The 20,320-nt window shown below is 60.4% G+C and carries 15 protein-coding genes; 12 read left to right on the forward strand and 3 right to left on the reverse strand.

All coding sequences use genetic code 11. The annotated features are described in order from the left end of the window. Window positions 1–105: 105 nt before the first annotated feature. The 3 genes from HV782_RS03240 to aceE form a co-directional block, all read right to left on the reverse strand. Entirely contained in the window at window positions 106–1,503 is a 1,398-nt protein-coding gene (locus HV782_RS03240) for an alkaline phosphatase D family protein (protein WP_186746189.1), read from the reverse strand. Between the two features lie 277 nt (window positions 1,504–1,780). Beyond that, complete coding sequence (gene aceF / locus HV782_RS03245) at window positions 1,781–3,742, reverse strand: dihydrolipoyllysine-residue acetyltransferase (protein ID WP_186746187.1); 1,962 nt, start codon at window positions 3,740–3,742, stop codon at window positions 1,781–1,783. A gap of 11 nt (window positions 3,743–3,753) precedes the next feature. Further along, complete coding sequence (gene aceE, locus HV782_RS03250) at window positions 3,754–6,399, reverse strand: pyruvate dehydrogenase (acetyl-transferring), homodimeric type (RefSeq protein WP_123470804.1); 2,646 nt, start codon at window positions 6,397–6,399, stop codon at window positions 3,754–3,756. Window positions 6,400–6,661: 262 nt separating this feature from the next. Between aceE and HV782_RS28715 the strand changes: the two genes are divergently transcribed. The 12 genes from HV782_RS28715 (at window position 6,662) to HV782_RS03305 (ending at window position 20,297) form a co-directional block, all read left to right on the forward strand. Next, window positions 6,662–6,787, forward strand: coding sequence for a hypothetical protein (locus HV782_RS28715; protein WP_256198919.1), 126 nt, complete (start codon window positions 6,662–6,664; stop codon window positions 6,785–6,787). Continuing rightward, complete coding sequence (gene glnE / locus HV782_RS03255; RefSeq protein WP_186746185.1) at window positions 6,784–9,723, forward strand: bifunctional [glutamate--ammonia ligase]-adenylyl-L-tyrosine phosphorylase/[glutamate--ammonia-ligase] adenylyltransferase; 2,940 nt, start codon at window positions 6,784–6,786, stop codon at window positions 9,721–9,723. Before HV782_RS28715 ends, glnE begins: the two co-directional genes overlap by 4 nt. A 307-nt stretch (window positions 9,724–10,030) precedes the next feature. Next, window positions 10,031–11,065 carry a lipopolysaccharide heptosyltransferase II gene (gene waaF / locus HV782_RS03260; RefSeq protein WP_186746183.1) on the forward strand — a complete coding sequence of 345 codons (1,035 nt, stop codon included), beginning with the start codon at window positions 10,031–10,033 and terminating at the stop codon, window positions 11,063–11,065. 1 nt (window position 11,066) lies between these two features. Further along, complete coding sequence (gene waaC / locus HV782_RS03265) at window positions 11,067–12,128, forward strand: lipopolysaccharide heptosyltransferase I (protein WP_123470809.1); 1,062 nt, start codon at window positions 11,067–11,069, stop codon at window positions 12,126–12,128. Continuing rightward, window positions 12,128–13,249, forward strand: coding sequence for a glycosyltransferase family 4 protein (locus tag HV782_RS03270; protein WP_186746181.1), 1,122 nt, complete (start codon window positions 12,128–12,130; stop codon window positions 13,247–13,249). Before waaC ends, HV782_RS03270 begins: the two co-directional genes overlap by 1 nt. Next, complete coding sequence (rfaP, locus tag HV782_RS03275; protein WP_186746179.1) at window positions 13,250–14,056, forward strand: lipopolysaccharide core heptose(I) kinase RfaP; 807 nt, start codon at window positions 13,250–13,252, stop codon at window positions 14,054–14,056. Further along, a complete protein-coding gene (locus tag HV782_RS03280) occupies window positions 14,056–14,790 on the forward strand; it encodes a lipopolysaccharide kinase InaA family protein (protein WP_123470815.1) in 735 nt (244 codons plus the stop codon). Before rfaP ends, HV782_RS03280 begins: the two co-directional genes overlap by 1 nt. Then, window positions 14,787–15,539: a lipopolysaccharide kinase InaA family protein gene (locus tag HV782_RS03285; protein ID WP_186746177.1), complete on the forward strand. Its 753-nt coding sequence runs from the start codon at window positions 14,787–14,789 to the stop codon at window positions 15,537–15,539. Before HV782_RS03280 ends, HV782_RS03285 begins: the two co-directional genes overlap by 4 nt. Further along, window positions 15,539–16,990, forward strand: a complete 1,452-nt coding sequence (locus HV782_RS03290; protein ID WP_186746175.1) for a lipopolysaccharide kinase InaA family protein — start codon at window positions 15,539–15,541, stop codon at window positions 16,988–16,990. Before HV782_RS03285 ends, HV782_RS03290 begins: the two co-directional genes overlap by 1 nt. Before the next feature lie 141 nt (window positions 16,991–17,131). Beyond that, on the forward strand, window positions 17,132–17,467 hold the full coding sequence (locus HV782_RS03295) for a YceK/YidQ family lipoprotein (protein ID WP_123470820.1): 336 nt from the start codon (window positions 17,132–17,134) through the stop codon (window positions 17,465–17,467). A gap of 174 nt (window positions 17,468–17,641) precedes the next feature. Beyond that, complete coding sequence (locus HV782_RS03300; RefSeq protein WP_186746173.1) at window positions 17,642–19,396, forward strand: carbamoyltransferase family protein; 1,755 nt, start codon at window positions 17,642–17,644, stop codon at window positions 19,394–19,396. Next, entirely contained in the window at window positions 19,389–20,297 is a 909-nt protein-coding gene (locus HV782_RS03305) for a glycosyltransferase family 2 protein (protein WP_123470823.1), read from the forward strand. The genes HV782_RS03300 and HV782_RS03305 overlap by 8 nt, the downstream gene beginning before the upstream one ends. Window positions 20,298–20,320: the final 23 nt, after the last annotated feature.

The raw sequence follows: 20,320 nt of genomic DNA on the forward strand, positions 1-20,320 counted from the left end.
CTCCAGCGCCTCTTGTAAAAGAGCAAAGGATCGCCGCTTGCAGCAGCGCCTACAGGGGACGCCTACCCATACAGGCGCTGCCGCAGGCGGCGATCTTTTTCGATTTCAACGCAGTTTGATCCTGACGGATTGCAGCTTCTTGCCATCCCGATCATGGTAATTGATCAAAATATGATCAGTCTCGACCACGACATGGGCGAAGTTGTCCTCGCTGACCACCGCACTGGTCAGCTCATGCCGATAATCGCCCGCTGCCGTGCGCACCAGCGGCTGATCGAGGATGAAGGTGGAGGCTTTGGCATAGGGCAGCAGCTTGCTGTTGCACAGTGGCGAGGAAACGATGGTGTGCACTTCGAAGTCAGCGTCTTCGCTGTGGCTCAGGCGTGCAGTCAGCGATCCATGCACATCGCCGGAAACAAACACGACATTTCTGATGCGCTGGGTGCGGATGGTTTCCAGCAGCCGCAGCCGCTGTTCCGGGAAGGCCTTCCAGGCATCGTCGCCATGCCGTTTGCGATCCGGGTAGAACATCACGCTGGTGACCACGAACTTGACCCGTGCCGGGCTGTTGACCAGCCACGTGAGCAACGCCTGTTCCTGCGCCTCATCCAGGATACGGCGATTATCGGCCGACAAGTTGCGGCGAGTGCGGCTGTCGGTCACGAACCATTCAATATCGCCGTCACTGAATTGATACCAGTAATGATCAAGTTTCGAGCGGTCAACTTCACCGTTAGTTGTCAGTGAATGTGCCGGGCTGTGACTGGCTTGATACAACTCATAGGCAGCCATGGCGTTGCGGTATAACTCATGGTCGGACTTTCCGGCGTTCGCCGGCCAGTTATCTTCGATTTCATGGTCGTCGAGCATCATGTAAGTCGACGTTCCAGACATCAGCCGTTGTATATGCGGTTGCGAGAATGCGGCGCGGTACTTGAGAAGGATGTCTTTATATTCCCGGTCGGGGGCGATCAGGTTCAGATCATCGACATAGATCTGGTCTCCGGTCATGAGTGTGGCACTGACCGGCGGTTGCGCACCTTCGATCAACTGGTTGATGGACGCAAAGATCCGGTCGCCCAACTGCGGCAGCGAAGCGATGCCGGCGGTCATGCGCAAGTAGCGGCAGGAACCGATGATGTAGGCTCTGGGCTGCAAGGCCTGGGCGGAGCGCGTGCGGAAGCGATAGCTCTCACGTGGCCATTGCAGGGGCAACTCCGCCACGCTGTCGACGGTGTGTACCGGATTCATCGGGCTGAACCACATGGCCTGGTATTCGTACTCGGTATCCGCATTCAAGTTGTTGAGTGTCAGTACTTCTGACATGTCACGTAATTCGCTTAGTCTGGCGAAAGTCACGCTTGACCATTGTTGGGAATCGACAGCGCGATAACGAACTGCCGCAAATACGGTTGCATTGTTTTGATGCTCGCCGCGAATAAAGATGCGCGCATGGTTAGTTGTGACGTGGCCGATGATCGGGCCGATAGTGGGTTTGAACATGAATGAGTCCATTCGAATAAATGCTTGATAAGAATAAATAAGGCAAAGCGCGTTAGTTGGCTTTGCAGTGCCAAGATTAGTTATCTAGCGCATAAAAATATCGGCACGAAGTGGACTCGGGTCGTAGCTGATATCAGTACAACTCGTGGGAAAAATCTTGAGGGTGGCTTTCGCCAGGCAAAAAAAAGCCCCGTCAAACTGACGGGGTTGAGGTACGAGCGTGTGGCGCTCGAAAGGGTGACGCAACAGGCCCTCCGTTGTCGGAGGGCCTGTTCGGTTACAGCAGGATGGTGCGGATGTCGCCCAGCAGGCTGCCCAGACGCTGGGTGAAGCGTGCAGCGGCAGCGCCATTGATCACGCGGTGATCGTAGGACAGCGACAGTGGCAGCATCAGTTTCGGCTGGAAGGCTTTGCCGTCCCAGACTGGCTGGATGGTGGCCTTGGAAACACCGAGGATCGCCACTTCCGGCGCGTTGACGATCGGCGTGAAGCCGGTGCCGCCAATGTGGCCGAGGCTGGAAATGGTGAAGCAGGCGCCCTGCATCTCGTCCGAAGACAGCTTCTTGGTGCGGGCTTTTTCAGCCAGCGAAGCGGCTTCTGCAGCGAGTTGCAGCAGGCTCTTCTGGTCGACGTTCTTGATGACCGGTACCAGCAGGCCATCCGGGGTGTCGACCGCGAAGCCGATGTTGACGTACTTCTTGCGAATGATCGCCTTGCCGCTTGGGGCCAGCGAACTGTTGAAGTCCGGCAGTTCCTTGAGCAGGTGCGCACAGGTCTTGAGCAGCAGCGGCAGGATGGTCAGCTTGACGCCGGCCTTCTCAGCAACGGCTTTCTGCGCCACGCGGAAGGCTTCCAGCTCGGTGATGTCCGCCGAGTCGAATTGCGTCACGTGTGGCACGTTCAGCCAACTGCGGTGCAGGTTGGCAGCGCCGACCTGCATCAGGCGGGTCATCGGCACTTCTTCGATTTCGCCGAAGCGGCTGAAGTCCACGACCGGAATCGGCGGGATGCCCGCGCCACCGGTGGCACCGCCAGCAGCTGGCGCTTCCTTGGCCTTCTGCATCATCGCCTTGACGTAAACTTGCACGTCTTCCTTGAGGATGCGACCGTGCGGACCGCTGGCGCCAACGGCGCTCAGCTCGACGCCGAACTCACGGGCCAGTTGACGCACGGCCGGGCCGGCGTGAACTTTCGCGCCTGGCTTGGCTGGAGCAGCAACCGGAGCGGCAGCAGCAGGTGCAGCGGCAGCCGGAGCAGCAGCGGCTGGTGCTGGAGCGCTCGGTGCAGCAGCGGCAGCAGGCGCCGGGGCAGCAGCAGGCGCCGCGCCTTTGACTTTCAGCTTGAGGATCAGGTCGCCGGTACCGACTTCGTCGTCCAGCTTGATGGAAACGCTTTCCACCACGCCAGCGGCAGGCGATGGGATTTCCATGCTCGCCTTGTCGGATTCCAGGGTGATCAGCGACTGGTCGGCTTCAACGCTGTCGCCAGCCTTGACCAGCACTTCGATGATCTTGGCCTTGCCGGCCGAACCGATGTCCGGAACGTGGATGTCCTGAACGCTGTCGGCCACTGGCGCAGCCGGGGCTGCTGCAGGAGCAGGCGCAGCGGCAGTGGCTGGCGCAGCAGCTTGAGCCGGAGCGGCCGCAGCAGGGGCCGCAGCACCCGCCACTTCCAGATCCAGAATCAGGTCGCCGGTGCCGACTTCGTCGTTGAGCTTGACGCTGATGGCCTTGACCACGCCAGCGGCAGGCGACGGGATTTCCATGCTCGCCTTGTCGGATTCCAGGGTGATCAACGATTGATCAGCTTCGACGGTGTCGCCGACCTTGACCTGAATCTCGATGATCTGCGCCTTGCCCGACGAACCGATGTCCGGCACGTGCACTTGCTGAACCGAAGCGGCAGCAGGGGCAGCGGCTGGTGCAGCGGCAGCAGGAGCGGCGGCTGGTTTGGCTTCAGCTTTGGCAGCCGGTGCCGCAGCAGGAGCAGGGGCCGCTTGCGCGGCGCCCTCGACTTCCAGCTCCAGCAGTTCGTCGCCTTCTTTCAGACGGTCGCCCAGCTTCACTTTCAGGCTTTTGATGACGCCGGCTTTCGGGGCTGGCACTTCCATGCTGGCCTTGTCCGATTCCAGGGTCAGGATGCTCTGGTCGGCTTCGATGCGGTCGCCGACCTTCACAAACAGTTCAATTACTTCACCTTCACCGCTGCCGATGTCAGGTACGCGAATGAGTTCGCTCACAAAATGTCTCCTCAGCAGTCCAGTGGGTTGCGTTTTTCCGGGTCGATGCCGAACTTGACGATGGCCTCGGCCACGACTTTAGGTTCGATATCACCACGGTCAGCCAGTGCTTCCAGGGCTGCCAACACCACGAAATGACGGTCGACTTCGAAGAAATGACGCAGTTTCTTGCGGCTGTCGCTGCGGCCGAAACCGTCGGTGCCCAGGACTTTGAATTCCTTGGACGGTACCCACTGACGGATCTGCTCGGCGAACAGCTTCATGTAGTCGGTCGATGCGATGACCGGACCTTTACGGCCGCTCAGGCATTCTTCGACGTAGCTCTGCTTAGGCTTCTGGCCAGGCTTCAGGCGGTTGCTGCGCTCCACGGCCAGGCCGTCGCGACGCAGTTCGTTGAAGCTGGTGACGCTCCACACGTCGGCGCCGACGTTGAACTCTTCACGCAGGATCTTCGCCGCTTCACGGACTTCACGCAGGATGGTGCCGGAGCCCATCAGCTGAACGTGGTGCGCCGCGTCGCGGGTGTCTTCTTCGAGCAGGTACATGCCTTTCTTGATGCCTTCTTCGGCACCGGCCGGCATGGCTGGCTGCTGGTACGACTCGTTCATCACGGTGATGTAGTAGAAGATGTCCTGTTGTTCTTCGGTCATCTTCTTCATGCCGTCCTGAATGATCACCGCCAGCTCGTAGCCGTAGGTTGGATCGTAGGTGCGGCAGTTCGGGATGGTCGCGGCCAGCAGGTGGCTGTGACCGTCTTCGTGTTGCAGGCCTTCACCGTTCAGGGTGGTACGGCCGGCGGTGCCGCCGATCAGGAAGCCACGGGTGCGGCTGTCGCCAGCGGCCCAGGCCAGGTCACCGATACGCTGGAAGCCGAACATCGAGTAGAAGATGTAGAACGGCAGCATCGGCTGGTTGTGGCTGGAGTACGAAGTACCGGCGGCGATGAACGAGCTCATGGCGCCTGCTTCGTTGATGCCTTCTTCAAGGATCTGACCTTTCTGGTCTTCCTTGTAGAACATCACCTGGTCTTTATCGACTGGCTCGTAGAGCTGGCCGACGGAGGAGTAGATGCCCAGTTGACGGAACATGCCTTCCATACCGAAGGTACGGGCTTCGTCCGGGATGATCGGAACGATGCGCGGGCCGATTTCCTTGTCCTTGACCAGTTGCGCGAGGATCCGCACGAAGGCCATGGTGGTGGAAATTTCACGGTCGCCGGAACCATCGAGGATGGCTTTCAGAGTGTCCAGGTCCGGCGTCGGCACGCTGAAGCTCTGTGCGCGGCGCTGCGGAACGAAACCGCCCAGTGCAGCACGACGCTCGCTGAGGTAGCGGGCTTCGGCGCTGTTTGGCTCTGGCTTGAAGAACGGCAGGTTCTCCAGCTCTTCGTCCTTGACCGGGATGTCGAAACGATCGCGGAACAACTTCAGGCTGTCGACATCGACTTTCTTGGTGTTGTGCGCGGTGTTCTTCGCTTCGCCGGCACCGGTGCCATAACCTTTGATGGTCTTGGCCAGGATAACGGTCGGTTGTTCTTTGTGGTTGACCGCTTCGTGGTACGCCGCATAGACCTTGTACGGGTCGTGACCACCACGGTTGAGCTTCCAGATCTCGTCGTCGGACAGATCGGCAACCATCGCCTTCAGTTCAGGCGTGTTGAAGAAGTGCTCGCGAACGAACGCGCCGTCTTTGGCTTTGTAGTTCTGGTACTCGCCGTCGATGACTTCGTCCATGCGACGCTGCAGGATGCCGTCGACGTCTTTGGCCAGCAGTGGGTCCCAGAAACGGCCCCAGATGACTTTGGTCACGTTCCATTGAGCACCGCGGAACACGCCTTCGAGTTCCTGGATGATCTTGCCGTTGCCGCGAACCGGGCCGTCGAGGCGCTGCAGGTTGCAGTTGATGACGAAGATCAGGTTGTCCAGCTTCTCGCGGCCGGCCAGGGAGATCGCGCCCAGGGATTCCGGCTCGTCGCACTCGCCGTCGCCCAGGAAGCACCAGACTTTCTGTTTGCCCGGCTGGATGAAGCCACGGTGTTCCAGGTACTTCATGAAGCGTGCCTGGTAGATCGCCTGGATCGGACCCAGACCCATGGATACGGTCGGGAACTGCCAGAAGTCAGGCATCAGCCAAGGGTGCGGGTAGGACGACAGGCCCTGACCGTCGACTTCCTGGCGGAAGTTGTTCATCTGGTCTTCGGTGATGCGGCCTTCCATGAATGCGCGGGCGTAAACGCCTGGCGAGGTGTGGCCCTGGAAGTAGATCAGGTCGCCGCCGTGTTCGTCGGTCGGGGCCTGGAAGAAGTAGTTGAAGCCGATGTCATACAGAGTCGCACTGGAGGCGAAGCTGGAGATGTGACCACCCAGGTCAGAATCTTTCAGGTTCGTACGCATTACCATGGCCATCGCGTTCCAGCGTACCAGCGAGCGAATGCGGCGTTCCATGAACAGGTCGCCAGGCATGCGTGCTTCGTGGGTCACGGGGATCGTGTTGCGGTAAGGCGTGGTGATGGCGTAAGGGAGCTGCGAGCCGCTGCGGGTCGCGAGTTCACCCATACGGGTCATCAGATAGTGAGCACGGTCTTCGCCTTCTTTGTCGAGAACCGATTCCAGGGCGTCCAGCCATTCCTGGGTTTCGACGGGATCGAGGTCTTGCATGGCTTGCTCCAGGGCGGAAAGGCTTCCAGAATCGGTTGCCTGAGTTTGCGACTGGCCTTGTGGGCAGACGATTTAAAATTCTTGGATTGCCGACAGGTTGTTCCGGCGGCGTGTAGTTTTACTACAAATCTTTGAGCATTTCAGCCTTTCGGATGTATAGACGAGTAGTAAAACTACAGATGAAAGGCTTGTGGCCTCCGACTGCGTTGTGAGAATAATCGTTAAGGTTGGTCGATTACCATCCGTAAAAGGTGAAACTTTGATGCTGGATGCTAAAGAAGAAGAAATTTCAGCTATTTCTAACTTTTGTTCGACAGTCCTTCGCGTAGCGGGTTTTCATCAAACACTACAAGCGGCCATTTACACGCCGATCAAGGATAGACCATGACCCTGCCCGTGCTTGCCGAACTGCCCGCCATTCTCCTGCCGTTGGTCACTCGATCCGAGCAGTCGTTCCGTACGGCCGTCGCCTCGCTGGAAGACGATCACGGCTTCGCCAATTGGACGCCGGAGCGCTGGGCGCAATTCGCCCGCGTCAGTGCCGCCAGCGATTTTGTCATTGAACAGAGCGTTCGTGACCCTTTGATGTTGTTGTCGCTGGTGCAGTCCGGCGAACTCGATCGGCCTTTCGCGCCGGGTGAACTCTGTGCACAGATTGCCGCCGCCTTGAGCGAAGCGCAGAGCGAAGACGAACTCGGTCGTGTGCTGCGTCGCCAGCGCGCGCGCCATCAAGTGCGGATTATCTGGCGTGACCTCAATCGTCAGGCCGATCTGGTGCAGACCTGTCGCGACCTTTCGGACATGGCCGACGCCACCATCGACCAGGCCTATCAATGGCTGTACAGCCGCCATTGCCAGCAGTTCGGCACGCCCACCGGCCGGCGCAGCGGGTTGCCGCAGCAAATGGTCATCCTCGGCATGGGCAAGCTCGGTGCGGTCGAGCTCAACCTGTCTTCCGACATCGACCTGATCTTCGCCTACCCCGAGGGCGGCGAAACCGTCGGGGTGAAACGCGCGCTGGATAATCAGGAGTTCTTCATTCGTCTCGGCCAGCGCCTGATCAAGGCGTTGGACCCGATGACCGTCGACGGATTCGTGTTCCGCGTCGACATGCGCCTGCGCCCCTACGGTTCGTCCGGCGCGCTGGTGCTGAGCTTCAATGCATTGGAGCAGTATTACCAGGATCAGGGGCGCGACTGGGAGCGCTACGCGATGATCAAGGCGCGGGTGGTGGCCGGCGATCAGGTGGCGGGTGCGCAATTGCTCGACATGCTGCGGCCGTTCGTTTACCGGCGTTATCTGGACTTCTCGGCGATCGAAGCGCTGCGCACCATGAAGCAGTTGATCCAGCAGGAAGTGCGGCGCAAGGGCATGGCCGACAATATCAAGCTCGGCTCCGGCGGTATCCGCGAGGTCGAGTTCATCGCCCAGGCCTTCCAGCTGATTCACGGCGGGCGTGATCTGAGCCTGCAACAGCGTCCGCTATTAAAAGTATTGAGCACACTGGAAGGGCAGGGTTATCTGCCGCCGGCGGTGATCAGCGAATTGCGCGAAGGCTACGAATTCCTGCGCTACACCGAACATGCGATTCAGGCGATTGCCGACCGCCAGACCCAGATGCTGCCGGACGGTGCGCAGGATCAGGCACGCATTGCGTTCATGCTCGGGTTTGCCGACTGGGAGGCGTTCCACGAAAAGCTGATGTTCTGGCGCGGTCGCGTGGCCTGGCATTTCGCGCAAGTGATTGCCGACCCCGATGAGGAAGAAGGCGCCAGCTGTGAGGTGGTGGTGGGCGGCGAGTGGCTGCCACTGTGGGAAGAGGCGCAGGACGAAGAGGCGGCGTGCCGGCAGTTGGAGGAGGGCGGTTTCGCTGATGCGACCAAGGCCCTCAAAGCCCTCGCCAGTTTGCGCAGCAGCCCGCAGTTGCGGGCGATGCAGCGTCTGGGCCGTGAGCGGCTCGATGCCTTTATTCCGCGTCTGCTTGCGCAGGCGGTGGAGCACGACAATTCGGATCTGGTGCTCGAGCGTGTACTGCCGCTGGTTGAAGCGGTCGCCCGGCGCTCGGCTTATTTAGTGTTGCTGACGGAAAACCCCGGAGCCCTGCGACGCTTGCTGACGCTGTGCGCGGCCAGCCCGTGGATTGCCGAGCAGATCACCCGTTTTCCGCTGCTGCTCGATGAGCTGCTCAACGAAGGCCGGCTGTTCAAGCCACCGTTGGCGCCAGAGCTGGCTGCCGAGTTGCGCGAGCGCCTGACGCGGATTCCCGAGGACGACCTCGAGCAGCAGATGGAAGCCCTGCGTCACTTCAAGCTCGCGCATCGCTTGCGCGTCGCCGCCTCGGAAATCGCCGGCAGTCTGCCGCTGATGAAAGTCAGCGATTACCTGACCTGGCTGGCCGAAGCGATTCTCGAGCAAGTGCTGGCGCTGGCCTGGCGCCAGACCGTGGCCAAGTACGGCACGCCGCTGCGCACCGACGGTACTTTGTGCGATCCCGGCTTCATCATTGTCGGTTACGGGAAAGTCGGCGGGCTGGAACTGGGGCATGGTTCGGACCTTGACCTGGTGTTTATCCATGACGGCGATCCGCAGGCGGAAACCGACGGGCCGAAGCCGATTGATGGCGCGCAGTTCTTCACCCGGCTGGGCCAGCGGATCATTCACCTGCTGACGGCGCAGACCAACTCCGGTCAGCTCTATGAGGTGGACATGCGCCTGCGGCCATCCGGTGCCTCGGGGTTGCTGGTCAGTTCGCTGGGTGCGTTCGAGCGCTATCAGGAAAATGAAGCCTGGACCTGGGAGCATCAGGCCCTGGTGCGCGCGCGGGTGCTGGTGGGCAGTCAGGATGTCGGCCAGGCGTTCGAGAAAGTCCGGGCGCAGGTCTTGGGCAAGGCGCGGGATCTGGCGAAGTTGCAACAGGAAGTCAGCGAGATGCGCGCGAAGATGCGTGACAACCTCGGCAGCAAGGGCACCGCGGCCGGTACTGCCGCCAATGCCTTCGAGGCCACGGCGCCGTTCGACCTCAAGCAGGACGCCGGAGGTATCGTCGATATTGAATTTATGGTGCAATACGCGGCCCTGGCGTGGTCGCACAACCACCCGCCATTGCTGCGCTGGACCGATAACATCCGCATTCTGGAAGAGCTGGAACACGAAGGGCTGATGCCTGCCGAAGATGCCAGCCTGTTGCGCGAGGCCTATAAGGCCTACCGCTCCGCCGCCCACCGGCAGGCCTTGCAGAAGGACGCCGGAGTGATTGCGGGAGACCAGTTTGCCGACGAGCGCCGGCAGGTTTTGCGGATCTGGAAAGAGTTGGGGCTAAGCTGAAACCGGTTTGTGTAGCACCCAATACCCTGTGGGGGCGAGCTTGCTCGCGAAGACGGAGTGTCAGACGACACCGATGTCGGATGTGATGGCCCCTTCGCGAGCGAGCTCGCTCCCACAGTGGATCTACAGTGTCTGTAGATCTGAAGCAGGACGAACAAACCATGTGGGAGCGAGCCTGCTCGCGATAGTGGAGTGACAGTCGACAGTCATGTTGAAGGTAATGACCCATCGCAAGCAGTGCCGCTCCCTCAGTGATTATCGAGGCGGGGAGGCGTAAATGCCTCCCCGGTTCGTTTATGGAAACCACATGAATATTCTGATCGTTGGGCCCAGTTGGGTCGGTGACATGGTGATGGCGCAGACACTGTTTCAGTGTCTCAAGCAGCGCCACCCGCAATGCCAAATCGACGTGCTGGCCCCCGAGTGGAGCCGGCCTATCCTTGAGCGCATGCCCGAAGTGCGCAAGGCCTTGAGCTTCCCGCTCGGCCACGGTGCGCTGGAGCTGGCGACGCGCCGGCGCATCGGCAAATCCCTGGCCGGCCAGTACGATCAGGCGATTCTGTTGCCCAACTCGCTGAAGTCGGCACTGGTGCCGTTCTTCGCCGGGATCAAACAACGTACCGGCTGGCGCGGCGAGTTTCGCTATGGCCTGCTCAACGATGTGCGCACTCTCGACAAGGCGCGTTATCCGCTGATGATCGAGCGGTTCATGGCCCTGGCCTATGAGCCGAACGCCGAACTGCCGAAACCGTATCCGCGCCCAAGCCTGCAAATCGACCCGGTGACCCGCGAAGCGGCCCTGGCCAAATTCGGCCTGACCCTCGACCGCCCGGTGCTGGCCCTGTGCCCTGGCGCCGAGTTCGGCGAATCCAAGCGCTGGCCGTCCGAGCACTACGCCAAGGTCGCCGAAGCGCGCATTCGTGAAGGCTGGCAGGTGTGGCTGTTCGGTTCGAAAAACGATCATGCGGTGGGCGAAGACATCCGCGCGCGGCTGATTCCCGGCCTGCGCGAAGAGTCGGTCAACCTCAGTGGTGGTACTTCGCTGGCTGAGGCGATTGATCTGCTGTCCTGCGCCGACTCGGTGGTGTCCAACGACTCCGGCCTGATGCACGTCGCGGCGGCGCTGAACCGTCCGCTGGTGGCGGTCTACGGCTCGACCTCGCCAGACTTCACGCCACCGCTGGCCGAACATGTCGAAATCGTCCGTCTGGGCCTGGAGTGCAGTCCGTGTTTCGACCGCACCTGCCGGTTCGGCCATTACAACTGCCTGCGCCAGCTGATGCCGGACGCGGTCAACGATGCCTTGCAGAGGTTGCAGGGCTCCGTGGTCGAGGTTCATTAAGTTGCGGGTATTGCTGATCAAGACTTCATCGCTGGGCGACGTGATCCACGCGTTGCCGGCGCTGACCGATGCCGCCCGGGCGATCCCCGGGATCAAGTTCGACTGGGTGGTGGAAGAAGGCTTTGCCGAGATCCCGACCTGGCACCCGGCCGTTGGCAAGGTGATTCCGGTGGCGATCCGCCGCTGGCGTAAAAACCTCTGGAAGACCCTCGCCAGTGGCGAGTGGAAACGCTTCAAGCAAAGCGTGCGTGCTCAGAAGTACGACTTGGTGATTGATGCTCAGGGTCTGCTGAAAAGTGCCTGGCTGACCCGTTACGTCAAAGCACCGGTGGCCGGTCTCGACAAAGGTTCGGCGCGAGAGCCGATGGCTTCGCGTTTCTACGACCGCAAACTGGCCGTGGCCCGTGGTCAGCACGCCGTCGAGCGCGTGCGCCAACTGTTCGCCATCGCGCTGGGCTACGACCTGCCTAAAGGCTTGGGCGATTACGGTTTGAACGTCGAACGTCTGGTCGAGTTGCCGCGCAAAAACGCCTTTGTGGTGTTCCTCCACGGCACCACGTGGGACACCAAACACTGGCCGGAAGCCTATTGGCGCGAGCTGACCGAGCGCGTTGGCTATCTCGGCGTTGGCGTCAAACTGCCGTGGGGCAACCCGCAGGAAAAGGCCCGCGCCGAACGCATCGCCGCCGGCTTCAAGCACGCTGAAGTGCTGCCGAAACTCAATCTGGCCGGCGTTGGCAAAGTGCTGGCCGGTGCGCAGGCGTGTGTCGCGGTGGACACCGGCCTTGGCCATTTGGCCGCCGCGCTGGACGTGCCGACCATCTCGCTCTTCGGTCCGACCAACCCGGGCCTGACCGGTGCCTACGGCAAGTTGCAGATTCACCTGGCCAGCGACTTCCCTTGCGCACCGTGCCTGCAAAAGAAATGTACTTACCAACCGACCGCGCAGGATGCCCGTCAGTTTGACCTGAAGCGTGAACAGCCTTTGTGCTTCACGCGTCTGAACCCCGAGCGTGTCGCCAGCCGACTGAGCACGTTGTTGATGGCTGAGGAGCTGCGCTGATGCAATTGGCATTCGTCCTGTACAAATATTTTCCGTTCGGTGGCTTGCAGCGTGACTTCATGCGCATCGCCCTCGAATGCCAGAAGCGCGGCCATCAGATCCGCGTCTACACGTTGATCTGGGAAGGCGACGTGCCGCCGGGTTTCGAAGTGCTGGTGGCGCCGGTCAAGGCGTTGTTCAATCATCGGCGCAACGAGAAGCTCACGGCGTGGATGGAAGTTGACCTGGCCAAACGTCCGGTGGACCGGTTGATCGGCTTCAACAAGATGCCGGGGCTGGACGTCTATTACGCCGCCGACGGCTGCTTCGAAGACAAGGCGCAGAATCTGCGCCACTCGCTGTACCGCCGCTGGGGCCGCTATCGCCACTTCGCCGAATACGAGCGCGCAGTGTTCGCCAAGGACGCGAAAACCGAAGTGCTGATGATTTCTGAAGTGCAGCAGCCGCTGTTCATCAAGCATTACGACACCCCGCTCGAGCGCTTCCACCTGCTGCCGCCGGGCATTGCCCAGGATCGTCGGCGCCCGTCGGATGCCGATGAGATTCGCGCCGGTTTCCGTGCCGAATTCAACCTCAAGGATGACGAGCTGCTGCTGGTGCAGATCGGTTCCGGGTTCAAGACCAAGGGCGTCGATCGCAGTCTGAAAGCGCTGGCGGCGCTGCCTGCCGAGCTGAAGAAACGCACACGGCTGTTTGTAATCGGCCAGGATGACCCCAAATTGTTCCAGATGCAGAGTGCAACTTTGGGCCTGGGCGACAACGTGACGTTCCTCAAGGGTCGCAGCGATATCCCGCGTTTCCTGCTGGGCGCCGACCTGTTGATCCACCCGGCGTACAACGAAAACACCGGTACGGTGCTGCTCGAAGCGCTGGTGGCCGGTTTGCCGGTGCTGGTCAGCGCGGTTTGCGGTTACGCGCATTACATCGCCGAGGCGGACGCCGGGCTGGTGCTGGACGAACCGTTCGATCAGGCGCAGTTGACCGAGTACCTGAGCCGAATGTTGACTGATGCCTCTGCACGCGCGGCCTGGAGCCGCAATGGTCTGGCCTTCGCCGAGACGGCCGACCTCTACAGCATGCCGCAGCACGCGGCCGATGTGATTCTGGCGGAGCACGCTTAAATGAAGTTGATGCTGGCTGAACCCTTCAAGTCCCTCTGGGCCGGGCGCGATCCGTTCGCCGAAGTCGAGGGCTTGCAGGGCGAGGTATACCGCGAGCTGGAAGCTCGGCGCACGCTACGCACGGAAGTCGATGGCAACGGATTTTTCGTCAAGATTCACCGGGGTATTGGCTGGGGCGAAATCTTCAAGAACTTGCTGACCGCCAAGCTGCCGGTGCTCGGCGCGGGTCAGGAGTGGCAAGCCATCCAGCGCTTGCAGGAAGTCGGCGTGCCGACCATGACCGCTGTCGCGTACGGCGAGAAGGGCAGCAACCCGGCCGATCAGCACTCGTTCATCGTCACCGAAGAACTGGCGCCGACCATCAGCCTCGAAGACTACAGCATCGACTGGGTCAAGCAGCCGCCCGAGCCGAAACTCAAGCGCGCGCTGATCGCTGAAGTTGCTCGCATGACCGGCATGATGCACCGCGCCGGGGTCAATCACCGCGACTGCTACATCTGCCATTTCCTGCTGCACACCGACAAACCGGTGACGCCGGACGATTTCAAACTCTCGGTGATCGACCTGCACCGCGCCCAGACCCGTGCAAAGATCACCCAACGCTGGCGCAACAAGGATCTGGCAGCGCTGTACTTCTCCGCACTGGACATCGGCCTGACCCGCCGCGACAAGTTGCGTTTTCTCAAGGGCTATTTCCAGCAACCGCTACGCCGGATCCTGGCGGAAGAAGCGCCGTTGCTGAACTGGCTGGAAGGCAAGGCCAACAAGCTCTACGCGCGCAAACAGCGTTACGGGGATGCGCTCTGATGGCGGGCTGGAATCTTGAGCCGCAGTACGGCGAGCTGGCCAGCGACTTCGGCAGCCTCGAGGCCGTGTTCGCCCTGCAAGGCGAACGCCTGACCCGCGATCCGCTGTCGGAAGTCATTCGCGTACAGCGCAGCGGCGTCAATTATTACGTCAAGCGTTACGTCGGCGCCGGTAAAGGCTTGCGCCGATACCTCGGCAAGCCACGCGTGAAGATGGAGTGGCAGAACCTCAAGCGCTTCGCCAAATGGGGTATTCCTACCGCTGAAGTGGTGGCCTGGGGGCTGGAGCGACGTGGTGCGGCGTACGACCGTGGCGCGCTGATCACCCGCGAACTGCCGAAAACCGAAGACCTCTCGGCCCTGGCCGAGCGCAAGGATCCGAAACTCAAGGATCCTGCCTGGGTCGATGGCGTCAGCCGGCAGCTGGCGGGTTACACCCGGACGATGCATGATCACCGTTTTACCCATAACGATCTGAAATGGCGCAACCTGTTGGTCGATGACCAGGCGCGGATTTTTCTGATTGATTGCCCCAATGGCGAGTTCTGGCGCGGCTTCTGGCTCAAGTACCGGATCACCAAGGATCTGGCTTGTCTCGACAAGCTCGCCAAATACCACCTGTCCAATACCCAACGCCTGCGCTTCTATATGCAATACCGCCAGTGCGATCGGCTCAATGACGCCGACAAGAAACGGATTCGGCACGTGGTGAGATTTTTCGAGGGACGCGAATGACCGATTTTCTGGCCGAAGAGGAACGTGCGTTGCTTGAACGCCATGGCCTCGGCACTTTTGACGCGCTGTGGGCCAAGCAACTGGAGGCCGTCGACGAACCGAACACCGGGCGGGGTGGCTGGAGCAGTGTTTTTCGTCTGGATCTGGAGGGGCGCGGTTATTACCTCAAGCGCCAGAGCAATTACCTGACCCGCACGTTGCATGCGCCTTTCGGCGAGCCCAGTTTTACTCGGGAGTTTCGCAATATCCGACGCTACCAGAAGCTCGGCATCCCGGCGCTGCAAGCGGTGTTTTTCGGTGAGCGCAAAGTGGATGGCGAAGTCCGTGCGGTCCTGATGACCCGCGCACTGGATGGCTGGAGCGACCTGGAATCGCTGCTGCAACGCTGGTCGCAACTCAGTGAGGCGCAACACTCGGCGATCCTCAAGGCCTGTGGCCTGCTTGCCCGCCATCTGCATGGCGTGCGTCAGGTGCATGGCTGCTTCTACCCCAAACACATCTTTCTGCAGGCCACCGGGGACGGCTATCAGGCCCAACTCATCGACCTGGAAAAGACCCGTCCGCTGCTGTTCGGCATGCGTGACCGGATCCGGGATCTGGAACCGTTGCAACGCCGTGCGCCGGAGTGGGACGAGGCGCAGTTGCGTGAGTTGCTGGCCGCTTATCTCGATCAGCCGAGCGACAGCCCGTTGCTCGACCGTTGGCTCGAGCGGCTGACCGCTCGTCGCAGTCACAAGGAGACGCGCTGATGCAATTGTCCGCGCTGGCCGCTGTCGGTCGGACCCCGCAACTGCCGCTGACGGTGACGCTGGCCGATGCTGCCGGCACGGCGGATCTGCAGTTGCTGAGCCTGCTGCGAGTGTTGCCGGGACAACGCTATGTCGGCGCCGGTGTGTGGCGCGGGCGTCCGGTGCTGGCCAAATTGTTGGTTGGCAGCAAGGCATCGCGGCATTTTCAGCGCGAGCTCGAAGGGGTGCGCCTGCTGGCCGCACAGGGTATGACCACCCCATTGCTGCTGGCCGATGGCCTGCGCGATGGCGAAGGTGGCTGGCTGCTGTTCGACTACCTTGAAGGCGCCGAAAGTCTCGGCGAGGCCTGGGCGAAAGTCGAGGCGCTACCGGTTCTGGCTGATGAACAATCGGCAGTCCTGGCCGAAGCACTGGCTGCCATTGGCCAACTGCACGGCAAAGGCCTCTGGCAGGAAGACTTGCATCTGGACAACCTGCTGCGTCATGGCGGCCAGTTGTATTTGATCGACGGTGCCGGCATTCGTGCAGAAACCGCCGGCGAGCCGTTGTCGCGACAGAAAGTCCTGGAAAATCTCGGCGTGTTTTTCGCCCAGTTGCCCAAGAGCCTTGAGCCGTTTACCGAAGAACTGCTGGTGTATTACCTGCTGAGCAACAGCGAGCACGCGTTGCCGCTGGAAGCCTTGCAGAAGCAGATCGACAAGGTGCGTCGCTGGCGTCTGAAGGATTACCTGATCAAGGTTGGTCGCGAGTGCACGCTGTTCAGTGTCCGGCGTGGGGCTTTTGGTCTGCGGGCGATCCGTCGTGAAGAAGAAGCTGCGATGATCCCGGTGCTGGAGCAGGCCGATGCGTTGCTCAGTCGTGGTCACCTCTATAAAACCGGCGGCGCGGCGAGCGTTGGCGAGGTTAAGGTGGGTGCGCGCACGCTGGTGATCAAGCGCTACAACATCAAGGGATTCGCCCATTGGCTCAAGCGTTTCTGGCGCCCGAGCCGTGCCTGGCATTCGTGGCGCGAAGGCAATCGCCTGGCGTTTCTCGGTATCGCCACGCCGACCCCGCTGGCGGTGCTGGAGAAACGCTTTTTGTGGCTGCGCAGTCGAGCCTATCTGGTGACCGAGTTCCTGTCGGGGCCAGACATCATCGCGCGTTTTGCCCCTTACGTGGACAGTGGCGAGGCGCCCGAGCCGGAGCTGCTGGCGCTCGATCTGCTGTTCGCACAATTGATTGCCGAACGCATCAGTCACGGTGATTTCAAAGGTCATAACCTGTTCTGGCAGGACGATCGCTGGGCGCTGATCGACCTGGATTCGATGTGCCAGCATGGATCAGTCAGCAGTTTTGCGCCGGCTTATGCCCGCGACCGGGCGCGCTTCATGCGTAACTGGCCCGAGAGCAGTGCGTTGTATCAGGTGATTGATCAGCGCCTGCCCAAGGATGTATCTGGCTCCGGGTGAAAGCCCGGGAAGCTCTCACTCAGAGGTTTCGGCGATTGAGGACGAGATTTAGCGACATGTCCTACAGTATCTGCAGAAACCATGAACTGGGTACGGTTCAACGCCGATGGTAGTTTGCCTGTCCATTTCGGAGGGCGAACCTTGACCATAAAACAGACAATGTCGTTGAGTGTTTTTTCATGGGCTCTAGCCGGTTGTGGGAGTGCCCTGACCGTATTGCAGGACGATGCCGATGCCGCTCGAGATCTGCGCAAGCAAAAAACCTACTGCCAATCCATACCGCGCATTTACAGTGGTCTGGCTTTTGACTTTTGCGTACTGAATGCACCGCCGGACCCAAGCGGTTTTCTTGTGCCGTTTGTCTTGCTGGATCTGCCCCTTTCGGGCGTGGTCGATACGATATCGCTGCCTTATACGGTTTATCGTCAGGTCACCGATGGCAACCTCGGTATTTATTGGCGCAAGGGTGGTTATTAAGACATTGAGCAGGAATTATCTGATTCATTCGATTCGGGCGCGATTCGTACAGGGTAATTCCCGACATGTTTACGCTATAATCCCGCCCTTTAGCTGTCTCTCGCCCGGTGCGGGGGGCACATCAATTTTTCAGGGCGCCCGGCGCCCGAACGCAGACTTAAGAGGCTAGACCCTGTGGCATTGACGATTCTTGGCCTGTCCGGCGCCCTTAGCCATGACCCATCAGCGGCCTTGTACATTGATGGCAAGCTGGTGGCGGCGGCTGAAGAAGAGCGCTTCGTACGCGATAAGCATGCAAAAAACCGCATGCCCTACGAATCGGCGAAGTTCTGTCTTGAGCAGGCCGGCATCAAGCCGTCCGATGTCGATGTGGTTGCAATTCCGTTCGCCCCGATCAGCCTGTTCGGCAAGGCCCGCTGGCACTATGCCAAGCGTTACTGGTATGCCCCGGATCGCGCCCTCGATGCGATCCTGATGGGCAACCGTCGCTACAAGCGCTATCGCAACAAGATCGTCTGGTGCCTTGAGCAACTGGGTTTTGATCCGAAGAAGATCAAGATCGAGCCGGTCGAGCATCACCTGGCCCACGCCTCCAGCGCCTACCACTGCTCGGGTTTCAAAGAGAAAACCGCGATCCTCGGCATCGACGGCAAGGGCGAGTACGCCACGACCTTCTTCGGTTACGGCGAAAACGGCAAGATCCACAAGATCAAGGAATTCTTTGATCCGGACTCCCTCGGCGGCCTCTATGGCGCGATCACCGAGTTCCTCGGTTTCGAGATGCTCGACGGCGAGTTCAAGGTCATGGGCATGGCGCCGTACGGCGACGCCAGCAAATATGACTTCTCGCGTCTGGCCTCGTTCGAGAACGGCGAACTGGTGATCAACACCGACTACGCCAACGTGATCGGCCTGCGTCGCTACAAAGAGAAGGGCAAAGGCTTCTACTTCTCGCCGAAGCTGATCGAGTGGCTGGGTCCGAAGCGCGAAGGCGACATCGCCGACGAGCCTTACATCCACTACGCCGCGAGCATGCAAGCGCTGTTCGAGAAACTGGCGTTGCAGATGATCGACTACTACCTGGGCGACGTGCTCAAGGAAACCGGCAAGCTGGCCTTCGCCGGTGGTTGTGCGCTGAACGTCAAGCTGAACCAGAAAATCATCGCCCGCGATGACATCAAGGAGCTGTTCGTGCAGCCGGCGTCCGGCGATGCCGGCACCGCGGTTGGCGCAGCGGCCTATGTGTCCCACGCCCGTGGCGTACCGGTCGAGAAGATGGAGCACGTCTACCTCGGCCCGTCGTACAGCAACGAAGACGTGATCGCCGCGTGCGCCCGTCACGAGAACAAGCCGACCTGGCGCAAGCTCGACAACATGCCGGAAGAAATCGCCAGGATCATGGTCGATGGCAACCCGGTGGCGTGGTTCCAGGGGCGCATGGAATTTGGTCCGCGTGCACTGGGTGGCCGTTCGATCATCGGTTGCCCGAGCGTGGCCGGTGTGGCTGACCGCATTAACCACCAGATCAAGTTCCGCGAGCGCTGGAGGCCTTTCTGCCCGTCGATGCTCGACACCGTGGCGCCACAGATGATCAAGATCGATCACCCGGCGCCGTTCATGACCTTCACCTTCGAAGTGGCTGAAGAGTGGAAGACCCGCGTGCCGGAAGTCGTCCACGAAGACGGCACTTCCCGTGCTCAGGTACTCAAGCGCGAATACAACCCGCGCTATTACGACATGATGAAGGCTCTGGAGAGCCTGACGGGTAACGGTGTGTCGCTGAACACCTCCCTCAACCGTCGTGGCGAGCCGATGATCTGTTCGCCGACTGACGCGTTGAACATGTTTTTCGGTTCCGACCTGCAATACCTGATCATGGAAGATATTCTGGTCGTAAAAGAGGGTGCGAAAGGATACGGTCTTGACTGAAACACTGATCAGCGTCGTTATTCCGGCTTACAACTATGCGCGAACCCTGCCCCGGGCAGTGGAGTCGGTGTTGGCGCAACTGGATGAAGCGGCGGCGGATCTTTTAGTCATCGACGATGGCTCGACGGACGAGACGCCTGCAGTGGTGGAAGCGCTTCTGCGCGAACACAGTGGGCGTTTTCGTGCGGTGCGCAAAAGCAATGGCGGGTTGTCTTCCGTGCGTAATCGGGGGCTTGAAGAGACGACCGGGCGGTATCTGGTTTTCCTCGACTCCGATGACGAAATGGCGCCCGGTGCGCTCGCGGCACTTTCGCAGCATATTGCCCACAACCCCCAAAGCATGATGGTCATCGGCGCGCACTGGTCGGTATTCGCGGACGGCAGGCGTAGCCTGCAAGGCGCCAAGCCATTGCCGCTGACACCACGTCAATGCCTGCAGGGGTATCTGCTGGACAAGACCATATCAATTTCCAACGGTGCCTGTGCCATGCATCGCGGTGTGTTCGTGCCGGGCACTTATCCTGAGCATCTGCGCAACGTTGAAGATCTGCCGGTGTTTGCCCAGGTGTTGGCGCGTTATCCCTGCACTGTTCTGAATCAGCCTCTGGCACTTATCTACAAGCACGCCGACAGCATGCGCCATGATTTGCGCCAGAGTCTTGCTGCAGGCACGGAGCAGGTTGTCAGTGAAGTGTTCTCGGCCCGGCGTATGCCGGCGCAGATGCACGACCTGCGACAGGCGTTTCTGGCGCAGCGTTGTCTTTCGTTGTTTCGCGACTGCTATTCCCATGGCGAATACAAACTCGCCAGGGCGTTCTACTTTCAGGCGTTGCGTGCGGACTGGCGCACCTTCTCGCGCTGGTCATACACGCGCAAGGCGTTGAGGTTGTTGTTTCGGTAAACGGTTCGCGATGACGTGCGCGT

The sequence above is a fragment of the Pseudomonas monsensis genome, from assembly GCF_014268495.2.
Lineage (GTDB): Bacteria > Pseudomonadota > Gammaproteobacteria > Pseudomonadales > Pseudomonadaceae > Aquipseudomonas > Aquipseudomonas monsensis.